The sequence below is a fragment of the Vibrio nomapromontoriensis genome, from assembly GCF_050337205.1.
In the GTDB taxonomy this organism is placed as follows: domain Bacteria; phylum Pseudomonadota; class Gammaproteobacteria; order Enterobacterales; family Vibrionaceae; genus Vibrio; species Vibrio nomapromontoriensis.
In genome coordinates, this window is record NZ_JAKJSS010000010.1 from 13359 (window position 1) to 31753 (window position 18395).

20 protein-coding genes are annotated in these 18395 nt (G+C 45.2%); 6 read left to right on the forward strand and 14 right to left on the reverse strand.

Going from position 1 to position 18395, the window contains the following annotated elements; all coding sequences use genetic code 11:
* Positions 1 to 69: 69 nt before the first annotated feature.
* The gene (locus L4D05_RS13150; RefSeq protein ID WP_428794301.1) at positions 70 to 978 is read right to left on the reverse strand and encodes a DMT family transporter; all 909 of its coding nucleotides are present in this window, start codon (positions 976 to 978) and stop codon (positions 70 to 72) included.
* A 99-nt stretch (positions 979 to 1077) separates the two neighbouring features.
* On the opposite strand from L4D05_RS13150, the gene L4D05_RS13155 reads away from it, so the two are divergent.
* Positions 1078 to 1866, forward strand: a complete 789-nt coding sequence (locus tag L4D05_RS13155; RefSeq protein ID WP_428754884.1) for an AraC family transcriptional regulator — start codon at positions 1078 to 1080, stop codon at positions 1864 to 1866.
* Between the two features lie 187 nt (positions 1867 to 2053).
* On the opposite strand, the gene L4D05_RS13160 is transcribed toward L4D05_RS13155, so the two are convergent.
* The 7 genes from L4D05_RS13160 to L4D05_RS13190 all read right to left on the reverse strand — a co-directional run bounded on the left by L4D05_RS13160 (position 2054) and on the right by L4D05_RS13190 (position 8225).
* Positions 2054 to 2617 (reverse strand): glucose-6-phosphate isomerase family protein, encoded by a 564-nt coding sequence (locus L4D05_RS13160; protein ID WP_428794302.1) that lies wholly within the window; start codon positions 2615 to 2617, stop codon positions 2054 to 2056.
* A gap of 1 nt (position 2618) precedes the next feature.
* Positions 2619 to 3746: an AGE family epimerase/isomerase gene (locus L4D05_RS13165; RefSeq protein WP_428794303.1), complete on the reverse strand. Its 1128-nt coding sequence runs from the start codon at positions 3744 to 3746 to the stop codon at positions 2619 to 2621.
* Positions 3747 to 3797: 51 nt separating this feature from the next.
* Entirely contained in the window at positions 3798 to 4646 is an 849-nt protein-coding gene (locus L4D05_RS13170) for a PTS system mannose/fructose/sorbose family transporter subunit IID (RefSeq protein WP_265674094.1), read from the reverse strand.
* The gene (locus tag L4D05_RS13175; protein ID WP_265674093.1) at positions 4646 to 5446 is read right to left on the reverse strand and encodes a PTS mannose/fructose/sorbose/N-acetylgalactosamine transporter subunit IIC; all 801 of its coding nucleotides are present in this window, start codon (positions 5444 to 5446) and stop codon (positions 4646 to 4648) included. The genes L4D05_RS13170 and L4D05_RS13175 overlap by 1 nt, the downstream gene beginning before the upstream one ends.
* A gap of 81 nt (positions 5447 to 5527) precedes the next feature.
* On the reverse strand, positions 5528 to 6022 hold the full coding sequence (locus L4D05_RS13180) for a PTS sugar transporter subunit IIB (protein WP_265674092.1): 495 nt from the start codon (positions 6020 to 6022) through the stop codon (positions 5528 to 5530).
* A gap of 11 nt (positions 6023 to 6033) precedes the next feature.
* Complete coding sequence (locus L4D05_RS13185) at positions 6034 to 6462, reverse strand: PTS sugar transporter subunit IIA (RefSeq protein ID WP_265674091.1); 429 nt, start codon at positions 6460 to 6462, stop codon at positions 6034 to 6036.
* 2 nt (positions 6463 to 6464) lie between these two features.
* Positions 6465 to 8225 (reverse strand): class I mannose-6-phosphate isomerase, encoded by a 1761-nt coding sequence (locus L4D05_RS13190; RefSeq protein ID WP_428794304.1) that lies wholly within the window; start codon positions 8223 to 8225, stop codon positions 6465 to 6467.
* A gap of 242 nt (positions 8226 to 8467) precedes the next feature.
* On the opposite strand from L4D05_RS13190, the gene L4D05_RS13195 reads away from it, so the two are divergent.
* Positions 8468 to 9478, forward strand: a complete 1011-nt coding sequence (locus L4D05_RS13195) for a LacI family DNA-binding transcriptional regulator (protein ID WP_428794305.1) — start codon at positions 8468 to 8470, stop codon at positions 9476 to 9478.
* 19 nt (positions 9479 to 9497) lie between these two features.
* The gene (locus L4D05_RS13200) at positions 9498 to 10085 is read left to right on the forward strand and encodes an alpha-ketoglutarate-dependent dioxygenase AlkB family protein (protein ID WP_428794306.1); all 588 of its coding nucleotides are present in this window, start codon (positions 9498 to 9500) and stop codon (positions 10083 to 10085) included.
* Positions 10086 to 10170: 85 nt separating this feature from the next.
* On the opposite strand, the gene L4D05_RS13205 is transcribed toward L4D05_RS13200, so the two are convergent.
* Entirely contained in the window at positions 10171 to 10551 is a 381-nt protein-coding gene (locus tag L4D05_RS13205) for an MmcQ/YjbR family DNA-binding protein (RefSeq protein ID WP_428794307.1), read from the reverse strand.
* A gap of 240 nt (positions 10552 to 10791) precedes the next feature.
* Here L4D05_RS13205 and L4D05_RS13210 point away from each other — a divergent pair, with 240 nt between their 5' ends.
* Positions 10792 to 11220: a VOC family protein gene (locus L4D05_RS13210; protein ID WP_428754876.1), complete on the forward strand. Its 429-nt coding sequence runs from the start codon at positions 10792 to 10794 to the stop codon at positions 11218 to 11220.
* Between the two features lie 98 nt (positions 11221 to 11318).
* Here the strand turns inward: L4D05_RS13210 and L4D05_RS13215 are convergent, their stop codons facing one another.
* The 3 genes from L4D05_RS13215 to L4D05_RS13225 all read right to left on the reverse strand — a co-directional run bounded on the left by L4D05_RS13215 (position 11319) and on the right by L4D05_RS13225 (position 14524).
* Positions 11319 to 12221 (reverse strand): DMT family transporter, encoded by a 903-nt coding sequence (locus tag L4D05_RS13215; RefSeq protein WP_428754875.1) that lies wholly within the window; start codon positions 12219 to 12221, stop codon positions 11319 to 11321.
* A gap of 92 nt (positions 12222 to 12313) precedes the next feature.
* Positions 12314 to 12943: a 3'-5' exonuclease gene (locus L4D05_RS13220; RefSeq protein WP_428794308.1), complete on the reverse strand. Its 630-nt coding sequence runs from the start codon at positions 12941 to 12943 to the stop codon at positions 12314 to 12316.
* 150 nt (positions 12944 to 13093) lie between these two features.
* Positions 13094 to 14524 carry a sodium-dependent transporter gene (locus L4D05_RS13225; RefSeq protein ID WP_265674082.1) on the reverse strand — a complete coding sequence of 477 codons (1431 nt, stop codon included), beginning with the start codon at positions 14522 to 14524 and terminating at the stop codon, positions 13094 to 13096.
* 647 nt (positions 14525 to 15171) lie between these two features.
* Between L4D05_RS13225 and L4D05_RS13230 the strand changes: the two genes are divergently transcribed.
* Positions 15172 to 15744: a hypothetical protein gene (locus L4D05_RS13230; RefSeq protein WP_428794309.1), complete on the forward strand. Its 573-nt coding sequence runs from the start codon at positions 15172 to 15174 to the stop codon at positions 15742 to 15744.
* Positions 15745 to 15872: 128 nt separating this feature from the next.
* Here L4D05_RS13230 and L4D05_RS13235 read toward each other — a convergent pair whose 3' ends face one another.
* Entirely contained in the window at positions 15873 to 16832 is a 960-nt protein-coding gene (locus L4D05_RS13235; RefSeq protein ID WP_428794310.1) for a nitrilase family protein, read from the reverse strand.
* Between the two features lie 131 nt (positions 16833 to 16963).
* Between L4D05_RS13235 and L4D05_RS13240 the strand changes: the two genes are divergently transcribed.
* On the forward strand, positions 16964 to 17848 hold the full coding sequence (locus L4D05_RS13240) for a LysR family transcriptional regulator (protein WP_428794311.1): 885 nt from the start codon (positions 16964 to 16966) through the stop codon (positions 17846 to 17848).
* A 115-nt stretch (positions 17849 to 17963) separates the two neighbouring features.
* On the opposite strand, the gene L4D05_RS13245 is transcribed toward L4D05_RS13240, so the two are convergent.
* Positions 17964 to 18383 carry a universal stress protein gene (locus tag L4D05_RS13245; protein ID WP_428754870.1) on the reverse strand — a complete coding sequence of 140 codons (420 nt, stop codon included), beginning with the start codon at positions 18381 to 18383 and terminating at the stop codon, positions 17964 to 17966.
* Positions 18384 to 18395 lie beyond the last annotated feature (12 nt).

Below are 18395 nucleotides of genomic sequence, written 5' to 3' on the forward strand. Positions count from 1 at the left end.
TGTTGGCTTTGTTTGTGAGTGATAAAACGCTAGGTGCTAGGTGCTAGGTGCTAGGTGCTAGAGCAAACATCACTGCTTATCGATGGTGAGCTCACTATCCACAATGGTGGCAACGGGTTTACGACGTTTTATCTGCGATAAGATGACACCAGAAATTACCATTAAGCCACCAATTAGGTGGAACTCTGTAATCGTCTCACCTAGTAAAGAAGCGGCGAGGGCGACAGCAATTACCGGTAGTAAGTTCATAAACATAGCACTGTTTTCGGCGCCAATTAAGTCAATTGCTTTCACCCAGCATAACGGTGCAATTAACGAGGCAAATAATCCCGCATAAGCGATGAGAGGCAACGATGCCTGAGTTGGCATAATATGTTCACTGCTGAGTAACAGCGGTAACAAAAGGATGACCGCGAAAACGGCTTGAGTGTATATCAACATCAAACTGGATAGATTCATTTTCCATCGTTTAAGCAGCACGCAGTAAGTCGCGTAAATGACGGCAGCCATCGCCATCAAACCATCGCCTTGTGTGATACCCTGATTGATGAAGAACGCCAGATCGCCTTGACCAAGCATAAAGGCTAAGCCCGCGAGAGAAATAACACCACCGACAACACTCAGCCTTGAGATTCGCTTGTGCAGTAACGGCACAGAGATAAACACACTAATGAGTGGGACCAATGAGGTAATCAGCGCCATATTTGACGCCGTTGTTGTCAATGCAGCGTAATAACCAAGCGATTGGTTAAGCACCATGCCTAGTAGGGCTAAGAATGCTAGCTTACCGCTATTTTTGCGGATCTCAGGCCAGTAACGTTTTACCTTAGGCAAGCAAAATGGCGTCATGATGAGGGCAGCAAGAAACCAGCGGTAAAAGCTCATTGCACTTGGTTCAATCGTTTCTGCAGCCAGTTTATTTATAATGGCATTCCCGCCCCAAATGAGTACGGTAATAAAAGGAAGTAAATAAACCACTGTGAACCTCGTCGCATTATGTGTGTTGAGGTATAGTGTGACAGGTCGTTATAAATATAAATATCTCCATTAGGACATTAATCGCGATAGGAAGACAACTTGAAAAAAAATACTAGAAATCTACATCCTTCATTGTCTATCGAGAAGATGCCGTCGGACGTATTCATGAATTTTGATGCGTTTTTATCGAACACAGAAACGCGAGTGCATTGTCATCCTTGGGGACAAGTTCAGCTTATTAGCGGTGGAATTTTAGAAATGGAAGCGCAAGGTACACGTTTTCTCGCGCCACCTCATTTGGCTATTTGGGTGCCCGCAGGCGTGATGCACTGCAGTTATAACCGCAGGCCATTAGAATACTGCTCTTTGAACATCGCCCATGAACTCACTGCCACCTTCCCACAAAAAACCAGCTTGATTAAGGTGACACCTATCGTATCGGCGATCATTGAGGATTTTCGCCATCGGGAAGTGAATATTGGTGATTCAGAAAAAGATAGGCGCTTAGTTCAGGTGTTACTGGATCAACTGAGTGAACAAGAAGAGCAGCATCACTTTTTACCAAGTAGTAATCATAAGTACTTGGCGCCAATTTTAAGCGCCATTGAGGAAGACCCGACTAACGATATCTCTCTTAATGATTGGGCAGGGCGCGTGCACACCACCGAACGAACGCTCGCTCGCTATTGCCAGAGCGAATTAGGGATGAGCTTTACGGAGTGGCGACTACGAGTTCGCTACTTGTACTCAATGGATTTGTTACGAAGTGGTCAATCGGTAAAAGAAGTCGCATTTACCTTGGGTTATAACCAAGCTAGCCCATTTATCAGTATGTTTAAAAAGTACGCCGGGCAAACCCCCGAGCAATATAAGAGCAAACTGTTGTGAGTGATCGTTTGATATTGACCGCAGGAAGCGATGAATAATTGCTTTTCGAAGATTTGTCTTTCAGACATTTAGGTTGCCGACGTCTTGTTTGAAGTCGACAACCTAGTTCTAGTGGGAGCGTATTAATTAGCCGTCTTAGGTAATGAGCAACAGTCTTACAGCACTATTCTTTAGAATCTTAAACGTTCTAATCAACGGCGTCGTTGGACACGATTTTATAACCTGTGGATGATTTTAAGACACGGACATTGAAGCCTACGTCTTTGAGAAAGTCGTAATTATGACCCGCGATAGCTGGCCAAACCGCCAGTGCAGATAATCGAGTGTTACCCGTATTGATTAGTCGATGGGCGACAAACCCCGGAATATGATGCACGCTGCCCGGAAAGACTTTCTCAATGGATACTTCTCCTTGCTCTGTTTGCATGAGTAGTAAGCCTTCACCTTGCGATCCGAAATAAAACTCTGCTTGTTCTTTACGTTGGTGAATATGCCCTCTGGTCATGTGGAATTCTTCGCCGATCAACCCCGGTTCGATATGTGACACCCCGAAGTTCAGCTTACCTTCTGCATGTTGAGCAGGAAGCATTTCTACTCGGTAAATGATGTTGTCTTGTGCGCTTTCAGCCCGTTTCACTTCGTCAGCGAATACACCTTCAAGCGCGCCAAGTGTGGTCTCTTTAGCGATGACGTTGTCAGCATCAATATGACCAGTTAGGTAATTGACGGTAGGGGGAATAGATAAATGCATGTTAGTCCTCGTTGCCTAATCTGAGTAATTCAGAGAACGCTAAAAATAGATGATAAAAACTGCTCGCCGGAGAGTCTTCGTTTATGGGGTGCCCCATTTCATCCACTTGGTCGACCCATAAGCCAGATTTGGCGGGATTTAAGTAATGGATAAAGATCTGTTCGACGGCTTGACTGATGGCCGCTCGATTCGCGTCGCTAGGGTCTCGTTCCCATAGCGCAATGCAGGCTTTTAAGTATTCGGTTTGACACCAAAGGCGCGACGTGGGACGTAAAGGCTGACCACTTGCGTATATTTCGTCTCTTACTAGGCCATTGGTATTGTGACCGTGTTGCTGGGTAAAGCTAAACAAGGTGTTAATCGCATTGTTTGCGTTAACGCCAGTGAGCTTTTCATAGTGGTTGAGTAGCCATATCCATTCGTAATGATGACCGGGGTCAATATGCGTGCCTGTTTTAGGATCAAGGGAAAAGTCTGCTTGAAAGAATTCCGCTAAATGATCGCCTTGAAGGAATCGAGTGCACAAGAGCTGATAGATTTGCGTTGCTCGCTCTAACCAAATTGAATTGTCGGTGTGTTCGTAGCTGACCATCAGTGCTTCGAACAGGTGCATATGTGGGTTTTGCCCTTTGCTTAAGGTGTGACCTTTAGTGAGAAAGAACCCGCCGTGTTCTGCATCCCAGAGTTGTGTTGCTAAATGCTGATAGGTGGCCTCCATAGACGTTAAAGAATCTTCATCAGCCGTTAATTTATAATGCCAAGCAAACCCTAGGAGTGCGAAAGCTTGTTCGTACAAGTTAATCGATCTACTACACTCGTCATCATTGGTGGTAATAGAGAAACGGTAACCTAGTGCTTCTGAGCCAAAGTTCGGAAAACCAGTTTCAATAGCGGTGCAGACTTGCTCTCGACCGTCGATAAATCCTAGTTCGGTAGCGTGGGCAAAAACGTAGACTTGTCGAGGTTGAACGCGAAATCTAAGGAGATCGTGATTAAACTCTCGTCCGTCAGAAAGTAAGCCTTCGGCGAAGATACCCGTTTGATTCGATTGCGTTTTGATCCATCGAGGTAGGGCATGTTGAGTGAGCCAATGTTGGCAGCGAGCGATTTGAAAGGTAAGGGAGTCCATGGTTTGCTCCAAAAAGTAGGGCACTCAATGAGTGCCCTGGATATTGAGTGGTTAGAAGAGGCCGATAGCGACACCGACAAATGATAGGACGACGAGAGAGAGCATCGCTTTCACTGGGCTTAGGCCTTTTTTGGCCATGGCGAACCAGGTGCCTAACACAACCACCAGTGGTAGCAATTTAGGGAAAATGCCGTCTAACATCATTTGTACGTTGATATCGACGCCATCTTTGGTCGCGAACTCAAGTCCTGTGCCTAGGTTGACGTAACTGGCGGCGACACCACCCATAACAAATACACCCAATAACGACAGTGCTTCACGAATTTTCGTTGAACGGTGGCTGACGAGCATCTCGACTGAGCCCGCGCCCATCTTGTAGCCTTTCATAAAGAGCTGGTACGAGCCGATGATAGCAATAGCGTTAAAGGCAACAATGTAGAAGATAGGGCCTAACACGCTACCACCAGCGGCAAGCGCCATACCGATACTGAGTAGAATGGGTACTAACATTCCCGGAATCATCGAATCCCCGATCCCCGCGACTGGCCCCATTAAACCTACTTTCAGCGTGTTGATGGTTTCACCGTCAATTGGCTCGCCATTCGCTTTTTTCTCTTCCATACCCACAGCCATACCATTGATGATGGCGCCTAACTGTGGCTCAGTGTTGTAGAAAGAGGCATGGCGTTTCATCGCTTCTTTGCGGTCTTCGGCATTAGGGTAGAGTTTTTTTAGAGCTGGCATCATACCTAGGCAAAAACCAAATGATTCCAAGCGTTCAAAACTCATTGATGACAGGTTGTACATCATCCATGCACGCCAGCATTTCGTTAGATCTTTTTTGTCGAGTGCGACTTTGGGTTCGATCTCAGTCGCCATTTTGTTGTGTTGTACCGTCATTAGAATTCATCCTCATCATCAGCCTGTTGAACTGGTGCAGCGTTAGCCGTTTGTGGTTCTGGTTTGTAGTTGTAATGAAGTAGAGCGAACAGTGCGCCAATCATGACCAAACCCACCATGTTGAGGTTTAGGAATACGATGCCCACAAAACCCACTAAGAAGTAGATGAGCATCGTTGATTCTTTGATGATTTGCTTTAATAGGATAGCGATACCGACAGCAGGTAAAATGCCACCCAGAACGGTCATGGTATCGAGCACCATATCCGGAAGACTGGCCATAAACCCTTCGATGTATTGGTTACCGAAGTAAACGGCAATGAAGGTAGGAATAAAGCGCATCAAGAAGTTGGTGACCTGAGGGTAGATGGCGGAGTTCATGTACACGCCTTTCTCGTCACCGGCTTGAATAGACAAATCTGCTTTGTGGTTCCAGTAAGAGTTAATGACCATCATAAAGTTAAAAATAATGGTGCCGGCGATACCGATAGTGGCAGCAATCGCAACGGCTACTTCCACACCCTGTCCAGACATGATGCCTAACGCTACCGCAGGGTAGGCCACAAAGTTAAGGTCGGCTGGCATAGAACCGCCAGGCGTAACCATAGCGATATAGACTGCTTGTACGGCCACACCTACCATGATGCCAGTTTGAATATCACCTAAAATGATACCGACTAACATACCAGATACGAGTGGTCGAGTAATGGTGTACCAACCACCGGTTAACCCTAGTAACCAGGGGGTGGACAGGGCACCGAGATAGCAGAGTATCCCGATAAATACTGCTTCTATAAACATAATGTAATCCTTTAGCTCACGTATTGGTTCCCCCTACTTTTGACTCTGATTAGTGTGCCAAAAGCTGGGGTAGTCTTGTTGTTATTTCAGTTTTTGTAGTGCGTCTTGCCAGGTGTAGGAGCTGGCATCAGGTACCAGCCTGAAGTCGATATGATGACCGTCTTCAGAGAGGTAATTGAATGCAGATATTTCTTCTTGGTTGACGCATTGATTGCCGCCAATGGTCGTAGTGCCTTCACGAGCGCTCATTGGCCCTACGTTGATTTTCTGATTGAGGTTTTCAAGGCTTATCCCTGCTTCGCGAATTCGGCGTAGCGTGACTGGGGATTTTGCGATGACGAAATATTTCTTATCACTCGCGATAACCTTAGGCAGCTTGCTTACGGCGGTCGCGGTATCAAATAGCCAAACCTTAACGTCAGTAACGGCACCGGTCATGACTTGTGACAGCAGAGGGTCAGCCGCGACAGCATCATCAATGGCGACGATGCCATCACAAGGTAGCTCTTTAGCCCAGCGCGTCATTAACTGTCCATGGATAACGCGGTCGTCGATACGCACAAATGAAATAGTCATAGTGTTTCTCCTTAAAAATCGTCTTCTTGTGCCAGCTCTACTGGCTTGGCAACGACAACCGTTTTTAGCGCTTCCTGCTGCAAAGTATTTGCAACGATGGAAGCGTCTTTGTCTTCAACAAAGTCTGCCGTCATTAAAAGTGTCGGGAAATTCACCCCAGTTACCACTTCAACCTTTGGATTGAAATCTGGGTTGAATGCATAGGTGCAGGCAACGTTATACGGTGTACCGCACTCCAAATCGCATAACACGACAATGCCGTCGACATTGGGTGCTATTGCGGTGATTTCACGGTGAAAATCTTGTTTAAATTGCTCGATGCCGCCTTCTTCTGTGAGACACACCGCCGTGGTGTTGCTAAGTTCGCCAAACACCATGTTGGCACTGCTGATAAGAGCAGTAGCAAATGGACCGTGACTGGCTATGATAAAATGGAGCATGGTTAACCTCTTACGAATGCTTTAATAGTGGCAATTTCGTTACCTTCGCTTTCGCCGTATGGCTGGATGACATAGGCGTCTACGTGAGCTGGGATGACGAAAGTCTCCGCATAATGAACAACAAATGGCTCAAATTTATTGTCTGGACTCAAGACTATTGCCTCTTTACCTTCGACTAAGTTCAGAACATTGACCGTACCCTCAGTTTTGTGCAGAACAGGCTTGCTGAACCAGTGGCGTCGGGTCTCAATGAACTCGCGTTCGTGTAGCCCTGTTTTCTCTTCCCTCCAGCCATCGCCTTCAGTGATCGGTGTGATAGCATTGACTAAGTGCTCTTGGCACCATTCGGTGTTGCGATCCCACTGTATAACTTCTTTCCCATGGTCTAGATGGACAGGACGTGGCACACCATCAAGCCCTAAACGATCCCAGTCCCACAATTTGAAGGTGAAAATGTACGGGGTCGCACTAATCTCTAGCACCATAGAATCGGAGCCAGAACAGTGGATAGTGCCCGCAGGAATTAAGAAATGATCATGTTTTTTCGCTGGGAACTGATTGATAAAGCGTTCATCATCGAAGGATTTTTCACCGCGCTGCGCGGCATAAAGGTCATCCATCATTTCATCTGGGTCGATATCAGTCTTGGTACCAAGATAAACACTGGCTTTGTCACCCACATCTAACATGTAGTAGCTTTCATCTTGGGTGTAATGCATGCCAAACTCGTTCTGAATGTACTCAGTCAGAGGGTGCACTTGAAGACTCAAATGTTGACCTTCCATCGTGTCTAGGAAGTCGAATCGAATCGGGAATTCTGCGCCAAATCGTGCGTGGACGCTGTCACCCAATAGTGCCCTAGGCTGAGTTAATACGAGATCTTGAGAGGGAACTTCTACGACGATGTCACCGTATTTGAGTAATAAGCTGTTCTCTTCTGGAACGCAGTCAAAACACCAGGCGTAATTCGGTTTATCTTGTTCAAGGTCGCAGACTTCTTTCATCCATTGACCTCCCCAAACTCCTGGGTCAAAGAAGGGAACGAGCCTGAATGGTTGCGTCGTGGCTTGTTTAAGACCTGCGTTGAAGGCCTCACCGGAGACTAACTTTGGATCAAAGGCGGTGTTGGTATCCAACAGAAAGTCTATGTCGGCCAGTAGCTTCGTTTTATAACGGTCGAAGACACGCCATTCGATAAAGAATGAACGCTTGTACTTACGAAGCACATCTTCGTTGTAGTTTTCAGCACCCCAGTTACCGAGTTCACCTCGGCGAAAACGCTGTTGAATTTCCCAGCGAGCCAAATCGGCGTAGACAAAGCTATCGCCGTCGGCGATCAATCTTGCACCGTGCCCTATAACAACAATCAGACCAGAGTTGGCTTCGGCGACGGTTTGCTTTAGAGCTTGTAGCTTGTCGGCATCAAAGAATTCGTCCAATTTATGAGGCGCGATAACACCAAATACTCGGTCATCGGTAATATTGCGCTCCAACATGGCGAAGATATGTTCTTCAGAATGTTTGGCATCATCCGTCGATACCACTAGAGCAGGAGACAGTGGCGCAATAAGTTGCTCAAGTAGTTCGTTATGATTGACGCCGTGATAGGTGTCGATCACCAAAACATGTTTATCTTGGCCTTGAATACGTTGCTTAATAGTTTCAACGATACTGTCCCAACCGCGAACGGCGTCTTGTTCAAAGCCCTTCACTTCTATATTGGGGAACTTGTCATAATTGGATCGACCAGATAGGTACTTCATATATCACCTTGAGTTAATCATTTGACTACAGTGTAATCACTCAGTTAATCAACCAACAAGCGGGTTAACGCGGTTAACCACGCATTTAGCATCTGTTAACCACCAAATAAACGGGCAACTTTGTAGTTAATCACATAATCATGACGATAAATGCCGGTTATTTAGGTTAATCGATTAACCTTGTTTTAATCAGATGAGAAAGTCGTTATAACTGATGTTAATTTCACTTTTTGGAGCTCAACATGGCGAAGGCAACCATTGCTGATGTGGCTAAGTATTGCGGTGTTTCCACGGCTACTGTGTCCATGGTATTAACCAATAAAGGGCGAATATCAGTGACCACGCGAGAGCGTGTGTTAGAGGCGGTTAAAGAACTGGGTTATGTTTATAATCAAGCCGCCGCAAATCTGCGTCATAAACGAAGTAACTTGGTTGGACTCGTGACACCCGATATCACCAACCCGTTCTTTTCTGAAATGATTGCAGGGCTGAGTCATTACCTCGAAGAGCAAGACTCGTTGCTTTTTCTTGCTAACGCGGAAGAGAGTGTGGAAAGGCAAAGTAAGTTTATTGACTCGTTATTGAGCCAGAATGCTGGTGGTGTTGTGATGTGCCCTGCGATGGAAACGAATCTCGACTTCTTGGAGACGGTGCAAAGCCGAGGATTTCCGATCGTGTTAGCGGTAAGGCCTATTGGCGAAGAGCAGTTTGACTTCGTGGGTACGAATAACTTTATGGGCTTGCAACTGGCGACCGAACATCTGATTAAGAAAGGTCACAAGCATATTGCGTTTGTAGGGGGATTGGAGATCTCGAAAACTCGCTCCCATCGTCTTGGAGGCTATATGTCAAAGTTGATGGAGCACGGGATACCATTTAATGAGCGATACATTCGCAGTTGTTCGGCGAGTCGCTCTGAAGGGGCGAAGGTGACCAAGGAGTTACTGGACCAACACCCCGAAATTACGGCGATCATTGGCTATCAGGACATTGTGGCTTTCGGTGTAATGCGAGCGATCAAAGATCAGGGGAAAACCGTAGGTAAAGATATCGCTGTCGTTGGATTTGATGATGTGGCGGAGTCATCGGATACCAATCCTGCTCTTACGTCAATTTCGGTATCAGCAAGAGAAATAGGGCGTGCGGCAGGAGAGATAATTCTTGCGCGAATGGACGGTGATAAGCAACCTTGTAAGAGTGTTGTCTTTCCACCAAAACTGGTGGTTAGAAGTTCATGTGGTGAAGGTAAATAATCAAGGCTAAGGTGGGAAAGTGAATCTAGTTGAAGGGCGATGGAACGACGTTCCTAATGGTGCGTTATTATGGGTACCCGACTTCATCGATTTGTTAGAATCTCAATCTATTTTTGATGAACTACAACAGGTTCTCAAATGGCGAGAAGATAAAATCATGATGTTTGGTAAATGGGTTTCCATTCCACGATTGCAAGCGTGGTATGGCGATGCGAGCTATCAATACTCCAACTTGACGTTGGAACCCTTGCCATGGACCCCCCAACTTGAAGAGTTAAGAAAACGATGTGAACAAGCCGCGAATACATCGTTTAACTCTGTTTTAGCGAATCTGTATCGAACCGGACAAGACTCGAATGGATGGCACAGCGATAATGAACCTGAACTTGGTCCTTCTCCGGTCATTGCTTCGTTGAGTTTCGGTGGCACACGTCGATTTGCGCTTAAACACCGCCAAACAAAGCAGAAAATCACCTTAGACTTGCCGAGTGGAAGCCTTTTAATCATGGCGGGTGACATACAACGCCATTGGCTTCACACTGTACCGAAGACAACGCGTCATGTTGAGCCGCGGATCAACTTAACGTACAGGTACGTCTATTCGTAATAGTACTTTCTTCGAGTGCTAGAAAAGTACTAGAAGGACACACACCAAAAGTAAGAAATGAATCCGATGGCAGTAATCGCTCTAACTATTGATTCAGACCCAGCTCGCGTTGCTTTTTCTTGGTGAGTCCTAATGAAACGAGACGATAGGACTCTTTGAGATAATAAGCGGTTTCTTCATCCAACTCGGCGCAACTTTCTACGCATTGAATCCACTTCATTCCTCTAGAAGCGAAGTAGGGGGCGGGGATATAACCGGGTTGATCGCTTAAAAAATCAAAATTGAGATCAGACGTTTTAAAAGTAATAGATAATGGGGTGGCATGGCTGACGCTATGTTTTTTCCCTAATCCACCAATCGCAAACACCTTACCTCCTACCTTCCATACGTGAGAGTTGTTCCATTGAACCACATATGTGGTGGCTGGTAGGCTTTTACAAAACTGATTGAATTCTTCGTCGGTCATAGCAGGTTCCCAAAATAGGTGGAATAGCTGTGGTCATGTCTATCGGGATCTCGCACTTAATCACCACCGCTCTTTCTATGCGTATCATGCCATCTTAGCAGTCTTAATAAATAATTGAAAAAAGCTCTTTACCTCAAGTTAACTTGAGGTATTAGAGTGTAATCAAAGCCAACCAAGAGACAACAATAAGCTTATGGAAGGCGTTGGGTAGAGATTATTAACAAAGAAAAGGATGACATTATGAACAGTTACGTAGAGCACGCCAATATAGCCGTAATAGACCCGAAGAAGACCGTTAGTTTTCTAATGGCAGCAATTCCAGAATGGCATATACGCGGTCAGGGAGAGTATAAAGATGCATCAGGTAAGCTGGTGGAATGGTTTCATGTCGGTACCGAAGAATCTTATCTTGCGCTAGCGTCGAATGGGAAAGGGGACGCGCCAGACTGGCAAACAAACTATACCGGGGTGAAACATGTGGGGATCGCCGTCCCAGATCTGGATTTACTTGAGAAACGATTAGAGGAAGTGGGTTATCTGCTAGACCACCGCGGCGCGGATCACCCGTATCGCAAGAATGCGTATTACATGGAAGATCATAACCTGCAATTTGAATTTATAGAGTACTTGTCAAAAAATCCAGCAGAGAAGAACGATTACACCTTGTAAGGTGTATAGAGCAACCGGAATATTGTTCAACAACTAGGCATTTTCTATTCATGGTTAGGTCTTGCAAAAATAGCGAGACCTAACGCTTAGGTGCGGAATTAAGATTTGACGATGCGAGCCTTAGAATGACCTTTACCAAAGACATTAATAAGTGCACCCGCCACAATTAATACCCCACCCGCGTAGGTGTACATTGACGGTGATTCGTTAAAGAACATAATGCCAAGAATGATGGAAAAGACAATTTGCACATAGGCATACGCCGAGGCTTTACCTGCGGCTTGGGTTTGCATCGCTTTAGTCAGACCCAGTTGCCCGACTTGAGTGAAGACTCCCACAAGAATGAGTAAAAAGGTAAGTGTTAAGTCGGGCATCACAAACTCATCGCCAATTAGGAGGAGCGATAGAGGGAGTGCGACCAGAGGGAAATAAAAGATGATGACGGAACTGTTTTCCGTCACACTTAGCTTCTTTACGATGACGTACGAGATAGCACTACCAAAAGCGCCTAGAATCGCGATGCCAACATTAAATAGCGGCAATTCACCGACGCCATTTGAGCCTAAGGTTGGATAGACCATGGTGTATAAGCCAAGTAAACAGAGCAAAATGCATGCGATGGTAGACAGTTGAACACGCTCTTTCAAAAATATGAAAGCCAGTAAAGCAGTGAATACGGGATAGGTGTATTGCAATATGGTCGCTTCAGCTAGAGGCAGTGTAGTAATGGAGTAATACACGCACATCAACGCCATAGTACCGACTGCCCCTCTCGCGAAAAGCAATTTTTTGTTATTGCCCCATACCGAGATTTTCTTACGTTTTACATCACAATAGCTAATGATCAATGACACCAGAGCCCTAGCAGCAACAATCTCAAACACGGGAAGCCCAAAAGTGCTAACGTATTTTACGCACGCTGACATGAAGGCGAAGCCCAGCGCCGATAGCAGCATAAAGCGCACACCAACGGGGAATAATTCAGCAAGACGAGAGTTCATAGGGCGCTCATAATGTTAAATACAGCCTTTGTTGAGGCGTATTCAGTGTGATAAATAATTCGTGTTAACTTAGGTTGTCACTGTAACGTGAATCACCCTTGCGTTGCAGCGTATTTACGTAAGAAATTGTCAACCGACGCTTTAGGTGTTTTAGATAGTTTCTGTATTAACTCAAAACTCGGCGCTGTGATTTTATGCTGCTGTTGCAGCGTATTAAGTAACACCATCCACAAAGAGGCGGTCACTTCAGCATCGGCTAACGCACGGTGAAATACCCCATCGTTTTCAATATGATGGTAACGGACTAGATCCCCCAGTTTATGTGATGGCGCATCTTGCGTTAATCGGCGTGAAGCAAGCAGCGAACATGCGAACGTACCGTGGTAGTTTGCTTGAATTCGATCAAGCTCTGCGTCTAAGAAGCGTTGATCAAACGATGCGTTATGTGCAACCAGGTTACTATTTCTGATCCAGCCGGAAAATTCACTCATGACCTCTTCACAGCTTGGTGCACTCGCCAACATGTTATTGCTAATTCCTGTGTAGTTCTCGATGAAGCCACTGACCCGAAAGCCAGGATTCATCAACGATTGAAAGCGATCAACGGCGATACCATTTTCTAGCTTCACTGCACCAATCTCTATGGCTCTATCACCTTGATTTGGGGACAACCCAGTAGTTTCGAAATCGAGGACAATAACGGAATGAGCAGGTGAAGACATCAATAAATCTCAAATAATTTGGCAAGGTCGCAAAGTCTAACTGGAAGTGCGGACGAGGGGAATATGTTCTGCAGGAAATCTGAAAATAAAAAGAGGAATCAGTCGATTCCTCTTTAATAGTTATATCGTGCTTATCTTAGGATTCAGTGCTTATAGCTTCTTAGAAAGGAAACCTGTTAATGCAATGATACCGATACCCATTAACATGATTGGGCCTTTACCGCTGTCAAATCCGCTTGAAATACCAGCAAATGCAACGATTGCTACTGCTACTGGGATAACGTATTTAACCAAGTTGTACCAAAGGCCGAATAGTGGGAATTTTACTTCACCATCGTTGGTGATTTCTTTCTCGAGTTCTTCGCGAGTCAGTCTCCAACCTGCAAAGATACATACCAACATACCACCAACCGCTAGGAAGATTTTATCAGTTAGAAGGTCGAAGATATCAAATGCACCTGTATCGAATAGCGTTGGACCTAAACCACCTAGTGATAGGGAAGCGAAGATACATAGCACAGCCATTACCGCCGCTGCAGAAAGTACCGCAGTGATACGTTTAAAGCCTTTCTCATCGATAAGGTAAGACACCACAACTTCCAATAGTGAAACAGAAGAAGTCAGCGCTGCTACAGACAAGCCAATGAAGAAGAGTAGTGCGAATACCACACCGACGCCGCCCATTTCAGCAAACAGCTGAGGTACGACAACGAATACTAGGCCAGGACCTGCCGCAGGTTCCATGCCAAGCGCAAACATCGCAGGGAACATCGCGATACCAGCAAGGATAGCAACACCGGTATCCATTGCAGTAACCATCGCTGTTGTTTGAACTAGGTTCTCTTTCTTCTTAAGGTAACTACCGTAAGTAATCATACAGCCCATGCCAAGGCTTAATGAGAAGAAGGCTTGACCCAGAGCGGCGAGTACGACACCACTGTCTACTTTCGAGAAGTCAGGGCTAAATAGGAACTCAACACCTGCCATTGCGCCAGGAAGCATCAAACCTTTTACTGATACGATGATCAGAATCAGGAACAGGATTGGCATTAGAACCTTACCTGCTTTCTCGATACCGCCAGAGATACCGCGACTCACGATAATCACGTTAAGCAATAAGTAGCCGCCCATCCACATAAGTGGTTGGATTGGGTTAGTGATGAAGCCACCAAAGCTGTCGCCAATCGCTTCTGGCGTGCTTAGAAGACCGGTAGACACTTTCTGAACGTAAGCCAGTGCCCAACCACCTACCACAGGGTAGAAACCCATGATTAACAAGCCACTTAGGACACCGATTACCCCAACGAACGTCCAACGACCATCTGTTGACTTAAAAGCACCAACGGCACTACGACCAGTCTTACGACCTACCGCAAATTCCGTTAGCATTACGCTAAAGCCAATAAAAATAACAAAGGCAAGGTAGATTGCGATGAAAGCACCACCACCGTTTTCACCTGCCGTATAAGGGAATTTCCAAATGTTCCCCAAACCTACAGCAGAACCTGCTGCAGCCATAACGAAGCCTAGCTTCGAACCCCAATTATCACGGGGCGCTGTGTTTGTATTGCTCGTTGCCACGGTAACTCCAAAATTTTTCTGTTGTGTTTGTTTATACTAGGCGCCGAAAAATGTGATGTAATTTTTTATATACACTTTCTAAAGTTTTACTAGGCGCTGTAATCGTGACAAGTAAAGCAGTTTGTGGTTATAGATGGAAGTGTGAATAGTGCATTTTTCTAACATTTGTCATGGAAATGTTGTTAACTGCTGTTTTTTTGCTCTTGTTTTGTCTCTGTAACTGTTTCTGGAGTGATTGGCAGAACCTTAAGTGGTCGGAGGTTAATCGACAGTATGCATATCCATTGGGGCGGTAATATATCGTACAAGAATGGATGGTGGGAAATTGATAGAAAAGCGATTGAAACTTGCTTGCCTATTTTATGAAGTGACTTGTTAGTGACAGTGGTCTTTTTATGATGTTTGACCCAAAGATGTTGCAAGTTATGTGTTGGTTGTTAATTTTAGCTGCCTATTTTTTTGTTCTGGCTAATTGTCAATGGCTAAGGCTGGATGGGTGGTAGGATCGTTGTGTAAGGTTTTGTTGTCAGGTTTTTTTAAATGATGCTGACGTGCTTTGAAACGCGTTGACAAACTGGCGATAACTCGCGAGGCTTACCACTAGCAATTGTACCGCGTGATATTTAAATTTTAAGAAGAACAAAGAAATGAGCCAACTGACCGTAGAACAAGAAGACGCATTAGCCACATTTAAAGCCGCCCTCCACCTTCCTCAAGGTGGTTTTCATGTTTTAATTGTTGAGTTGTGTAAACAGTATCAACTGCCATTTCAAACTTGCCGAGCGGTGTTAAAAAAAGCGCAAAAGTCGATCGAGTCAAAAATACGTTTGCATTTCCAAGACGTAGAGAATAGCGAACTGACTCAGGAGCACTGGTTAAGTCTGATCCATGAAGCCTTGACTGAACTAGCAAAAGACAACAAACCATTAATGGAAAGCATGATAAGCGGTGAGCGCTATCGCACTTTGGTCAATGGCATGCAACAACCTTTTGATGAAAGCGCTCGTGAGATGCAACTCGATCAACTCCTTACGATCTATGAGCAAGAGGTCTACAAATCTTTGGGGGCGATGCTGCACACCTCTGCACTTTATTGGGAGTTGAGGGACGATTTATTTGCGATGAATGATGAGCAATTGACAAAGTTTGCTGATTATCCGCAACATGTGACTGCGATTAAGCACTTGTTAGAGTTAGCGAAAACGTTAAAAGCAAATTAATGGCAGGACAGCAATAATAAGATATTAGATAGCCAATATTAAGGTATTAGATAGCAGCGGTAACCTTTACCGCTGCTTATTTTTTCTGGTGAATATCGTCCGCTATCAGGTGTTAAGGTGGGATGAAACTATTTGGTTGAAAACCGCGCTTCATGAGGGCTGAGTTCGTGCCCTAGGGGTTGAGTTAACGGGTGATAAAGATCAGGTCTTCGGCCGCGTATCCAGCGGCGTCCTGTACATTTGTCGAGTTGCTCAGCGCTCAGCGTAGCGATGACCATATCATCTTCTACGCTATCGGTTTCGCTTATGATTTCTCCATATGGACTAAGAATCATCGCGTTACCAGTCCTCACTTCGTCGACATCCACACCAACTCCGTTACTGAATATAAGATACATGCCGTTATCATGAGCGCGAGAAGGGAGCCATCTCATCAGCCATTCTTTGCCTTTTTTACCTTGCATCTCGGCGCGAATGAGTTCGGGGTTGGTTTGACGATCATGCCATAATTGTGGATCTATTCTTCCTAAAGCGTTTGGGCTACGAGAGTTCGTTCCTCCCGTTTGATGAGGGGCAATGAGAATATCTGCGCCTTTCAATGCCGTAATTCGAACATTTTCGACTAAGTTGTTATCCCAGCAAATAAGAATACCTGCTCGCCAGCCACATGGCAGTTCAACCACCGTATAGTCATGACCGCTATCCATATGTTTACTTACAAACGTGTGCAATTTTCGATGTTTAGCCACTTCGCCGTTTGGCATAGCAAGTACGAACGTATTATAAAGCTTGCCATCTTTGCCAAGTTCAACGAGTCCAGCGCCGATACTAATGCCACTGTCCATAGAAAGTGCGAGCAGTTTTTGACTAGAAGGACCTTCGGGTACAAGCTCAGCTAGGTTTTCTATTTCAGGTTTGGTCAGTTTCGATACGTGCCAATACCCAGAAATACACATTTCAGGGAAGACCATTAAGTCGACATTGTTAGTTTTTGCTTGCTGGACGAACTGAGAAATCACACCCAGATTGTAGCGTTTGTCATTGGGGCGGTGATTGAACTGAATAGAGGCGACACGAATATCTTTCATTTTTGCTCCTTTAAGTAGTACAGCTATTTTTACGGCCAAAAGGTCTGAATACCATCAGTGTTGAATGGATTGTAAAAAAAACCATTCATTCCTTATAATGAATTCTGTTCCTATTATCATGAGCATTTGGAATGAATATGGATCAAGTACAAGCATTTTGTGTACTCGCAGAATGCAAAAACTATCGGTTGGCATCGGAGCGTCTATTCATGACTCAATCGGCGTTAACTAAGAAAATACAACGTTTGGAAGCGCAGATTGGCTCGCGGCTATTTGAACGCGGTCGTCAAGGCGCCACGCTTACCTTAGTGGGGAGCACATTATTGCCTGATGCGAAGAGGCTGGTGGCTAACTATGAGCATTTTAAAGAGCTTTCTAGCAGCGTTGCGGAAGGCACTTGCGGTTACTTAAACATTGGTTTTGGTATTTCCACTTATTCTGACGCACCTAAGTATATTGCGGGGTTTAAGAATCAGTATCCGAAAGTCAAAATCGCCTTAAACGATATCCCTTCACAGACACAGCAGCAGTTGATCGAGAGTGGTGCTTTACACCTGAGTTTTATGCGGTTACCCGTAGCGCTTCCTTTAAAAAGCATGACGTTGTTTTCAGATAGATTGGTTGTTGTGGTTCATGAGCAAGAGAATATTGACGAGTCCAATCTTTGGGAAATGCTGTCCACACTGAACTACTTACAATTAAACCCCTCGAGAGGGCGCGGCTTGAACCGTCAGATTGAGCGCTATTTGATTCACCATGATTTGCATTTAGAAGCAGAACAAGAGGCCGATGATATTTCCACGTTGATAGCATTGGTCTCTGCACGTTTGGGGTTTGCCATTGTTCCTGCCAGTGCCCAAAAAATATCACAAACTGGTATTCGTACCATCCCACTGACTGGTGAGCTTGCTAATTGGGAGGTGGGGGTGGTTTGGAATGGAAGTAGTCAAAACCCTTTAGTGGATCAGTTGATTAAGTTTATTACGCAATCGAGAGGCTGTGATCAGTACCGCTAAGACGGCGGTTAATATTGGGTATGGAGTTAGGTATTGAGCTCTGTTGGTGCGAGATTAGAGGAGAACCTAAGTTCCCTCTAAATTATGATGGTTCCGAAACCTGAATCTAGGCCCTCTAAATGGGCACCACTAGAATATCGATGGGCGATTTATGAATAAGGTGCCTTGAGTAAGACACAATTCGGCTCCAAAAATCGTGGTGATGACCGCAGATTAACAGGTCAACGTCGTTTTCTGAGATGGTATCTTTCAGCTTGTCGCCTAAATCTCCAGTACCAACAAGGAAGCGTTTGATAGGGAAGTCAGTGTATTGCTGAAAGGCGACGAGCTTTTCATTTGAAGTGGCGTTAAGCGGTTGGCGTTCTGGCTCTGCTTGGATGTCCACTAAGTCAGGGTAAATTTCGCCATGGCTACCATCAACGTGAATAAATGACACTTCAGCACCCAGAGTCTTGGCAAAGGATACCGCCTTATCAATGAGTACATGACTGTCATCTGACAGCTCTAACGCTACTAAGATATGCTTATATTTCATCACTATGCCCTC

Excerpts from the sequence above, each read along its gene's own strand:
- L4D05_RS13170 (WP_265674094.1), bottom strand. The coding sequence starts at position 4,646 with ATGACGGTACAACACAACAAAATGGCGACTGAGATCGAACCCAAAGTC.
- L4D05_RS13165 (WP_428794303.1), bottom strand. The coding sequence starts at position 3,746 with ATGGACTCCCTTACCTTTCAAATCGCTCGCTGCCAACATTGGCTCACT.
- L4D05_RS13230 (WP_428794309.1), top strand. The coding sequence starts at position 15,172 with ATGAGCCAACTGACCGTAGAACAAGAAGACGCATTAGCCACATTTAAA.
- L4D05_RS13175 (WP_265674093.1), bottom strand. The coding sequence starts at position 5,446 with ATGTTTATAGAAGCAGTATTTATCGGGATACTCTGCTATCTCGGTGCC.
- L4D05_RS13235 (WP_428794310.1), bottom strand. The coding sequence starts at position 16,832 with ATGAAAGATATTCGTGTCGCCTCTATTCAGTTCAATCACCGCCCCAAT.
- L4D05_RS13205 (WP_428794307.1), bottom strand. The coding sequence starts at position 10,551 with ATGACCGACGAAGAATTCAATCAGTTTTGTAAAAGCCTACCAGCCACC.
- L4D05_RS13220 (WP_428794308.1), bottom strand. The coding sequence starts at position 12,943 with ATGTCTTCACCTGCTCATTCCGTTATTGTCCTCGATTTCGAAACTACT.
- L4D05_RS13180 (WP_265674092.1), bottom strand. The coding sequence starts at position 6,022 with ATGACTATTTCATTTGTGCGTATCGACGACCGCGTTATCCATGGACAG.
- L4D05_RS13215 (WP_428754875.1), bottom strand. The coding sequence starts at position 12,221 with ATGAACTCTCGTCTTGCTGAATTATTCCCCGTTGGTGTGCGCTTTATG.
- L4D05_RS13195 (WP_428794305.1), top strand. The coding sequence starts at position 8,468 with ATGGCGAAGGCAACCATTGCTGATGTGGCTAAGTATTGCGGTGTTTCC.
- L4D05_RS13210 (WP_428754876.1), top strand. The coding sequence starts at position 10,792 with ATGAACAGTTACGTAGAGCACGCCAATATAGCCGTAATAGACCCGAAG.
- L4D05_RS13190 (WP_428794304.1), bottom strand. The coding sequence starts at position 8,225 with ATGAAGTACCTATCTGGTCGATCCAATTATGACAAGTTCCCCAATATA.
- L4D05_RS13245 (WP_428754870.1), bottom strand. The coding sequence starts at position 18,383 with ATGAAATATAAGCATATCTTAGTAGCGTTAGAGCTGTCAGATGACAGT.
- L4D05_RS13185 (WP_265674091.1), bottom strand. The coding sequence starts at position 6,462 with ATGCTCCATTTTATCATAGCCAGTCACGGTCCATTTGCTACTGCTCTT.
- L4D05_RS13160 (WP_428794302.1), bottom strand. The coding sequence starts at position 2,617 with ATGCATTTATCTATTCCCCCTACCGTCAATTACCTAACTGGTCATATT.
- L4D05_RS13240 (WP_428794311.1), top strand. The coding sequence starts at position 16,964 with ATGAATATGGATCAAGTACAAGCATTTTGTGTACTCGCAGAATGCAAA.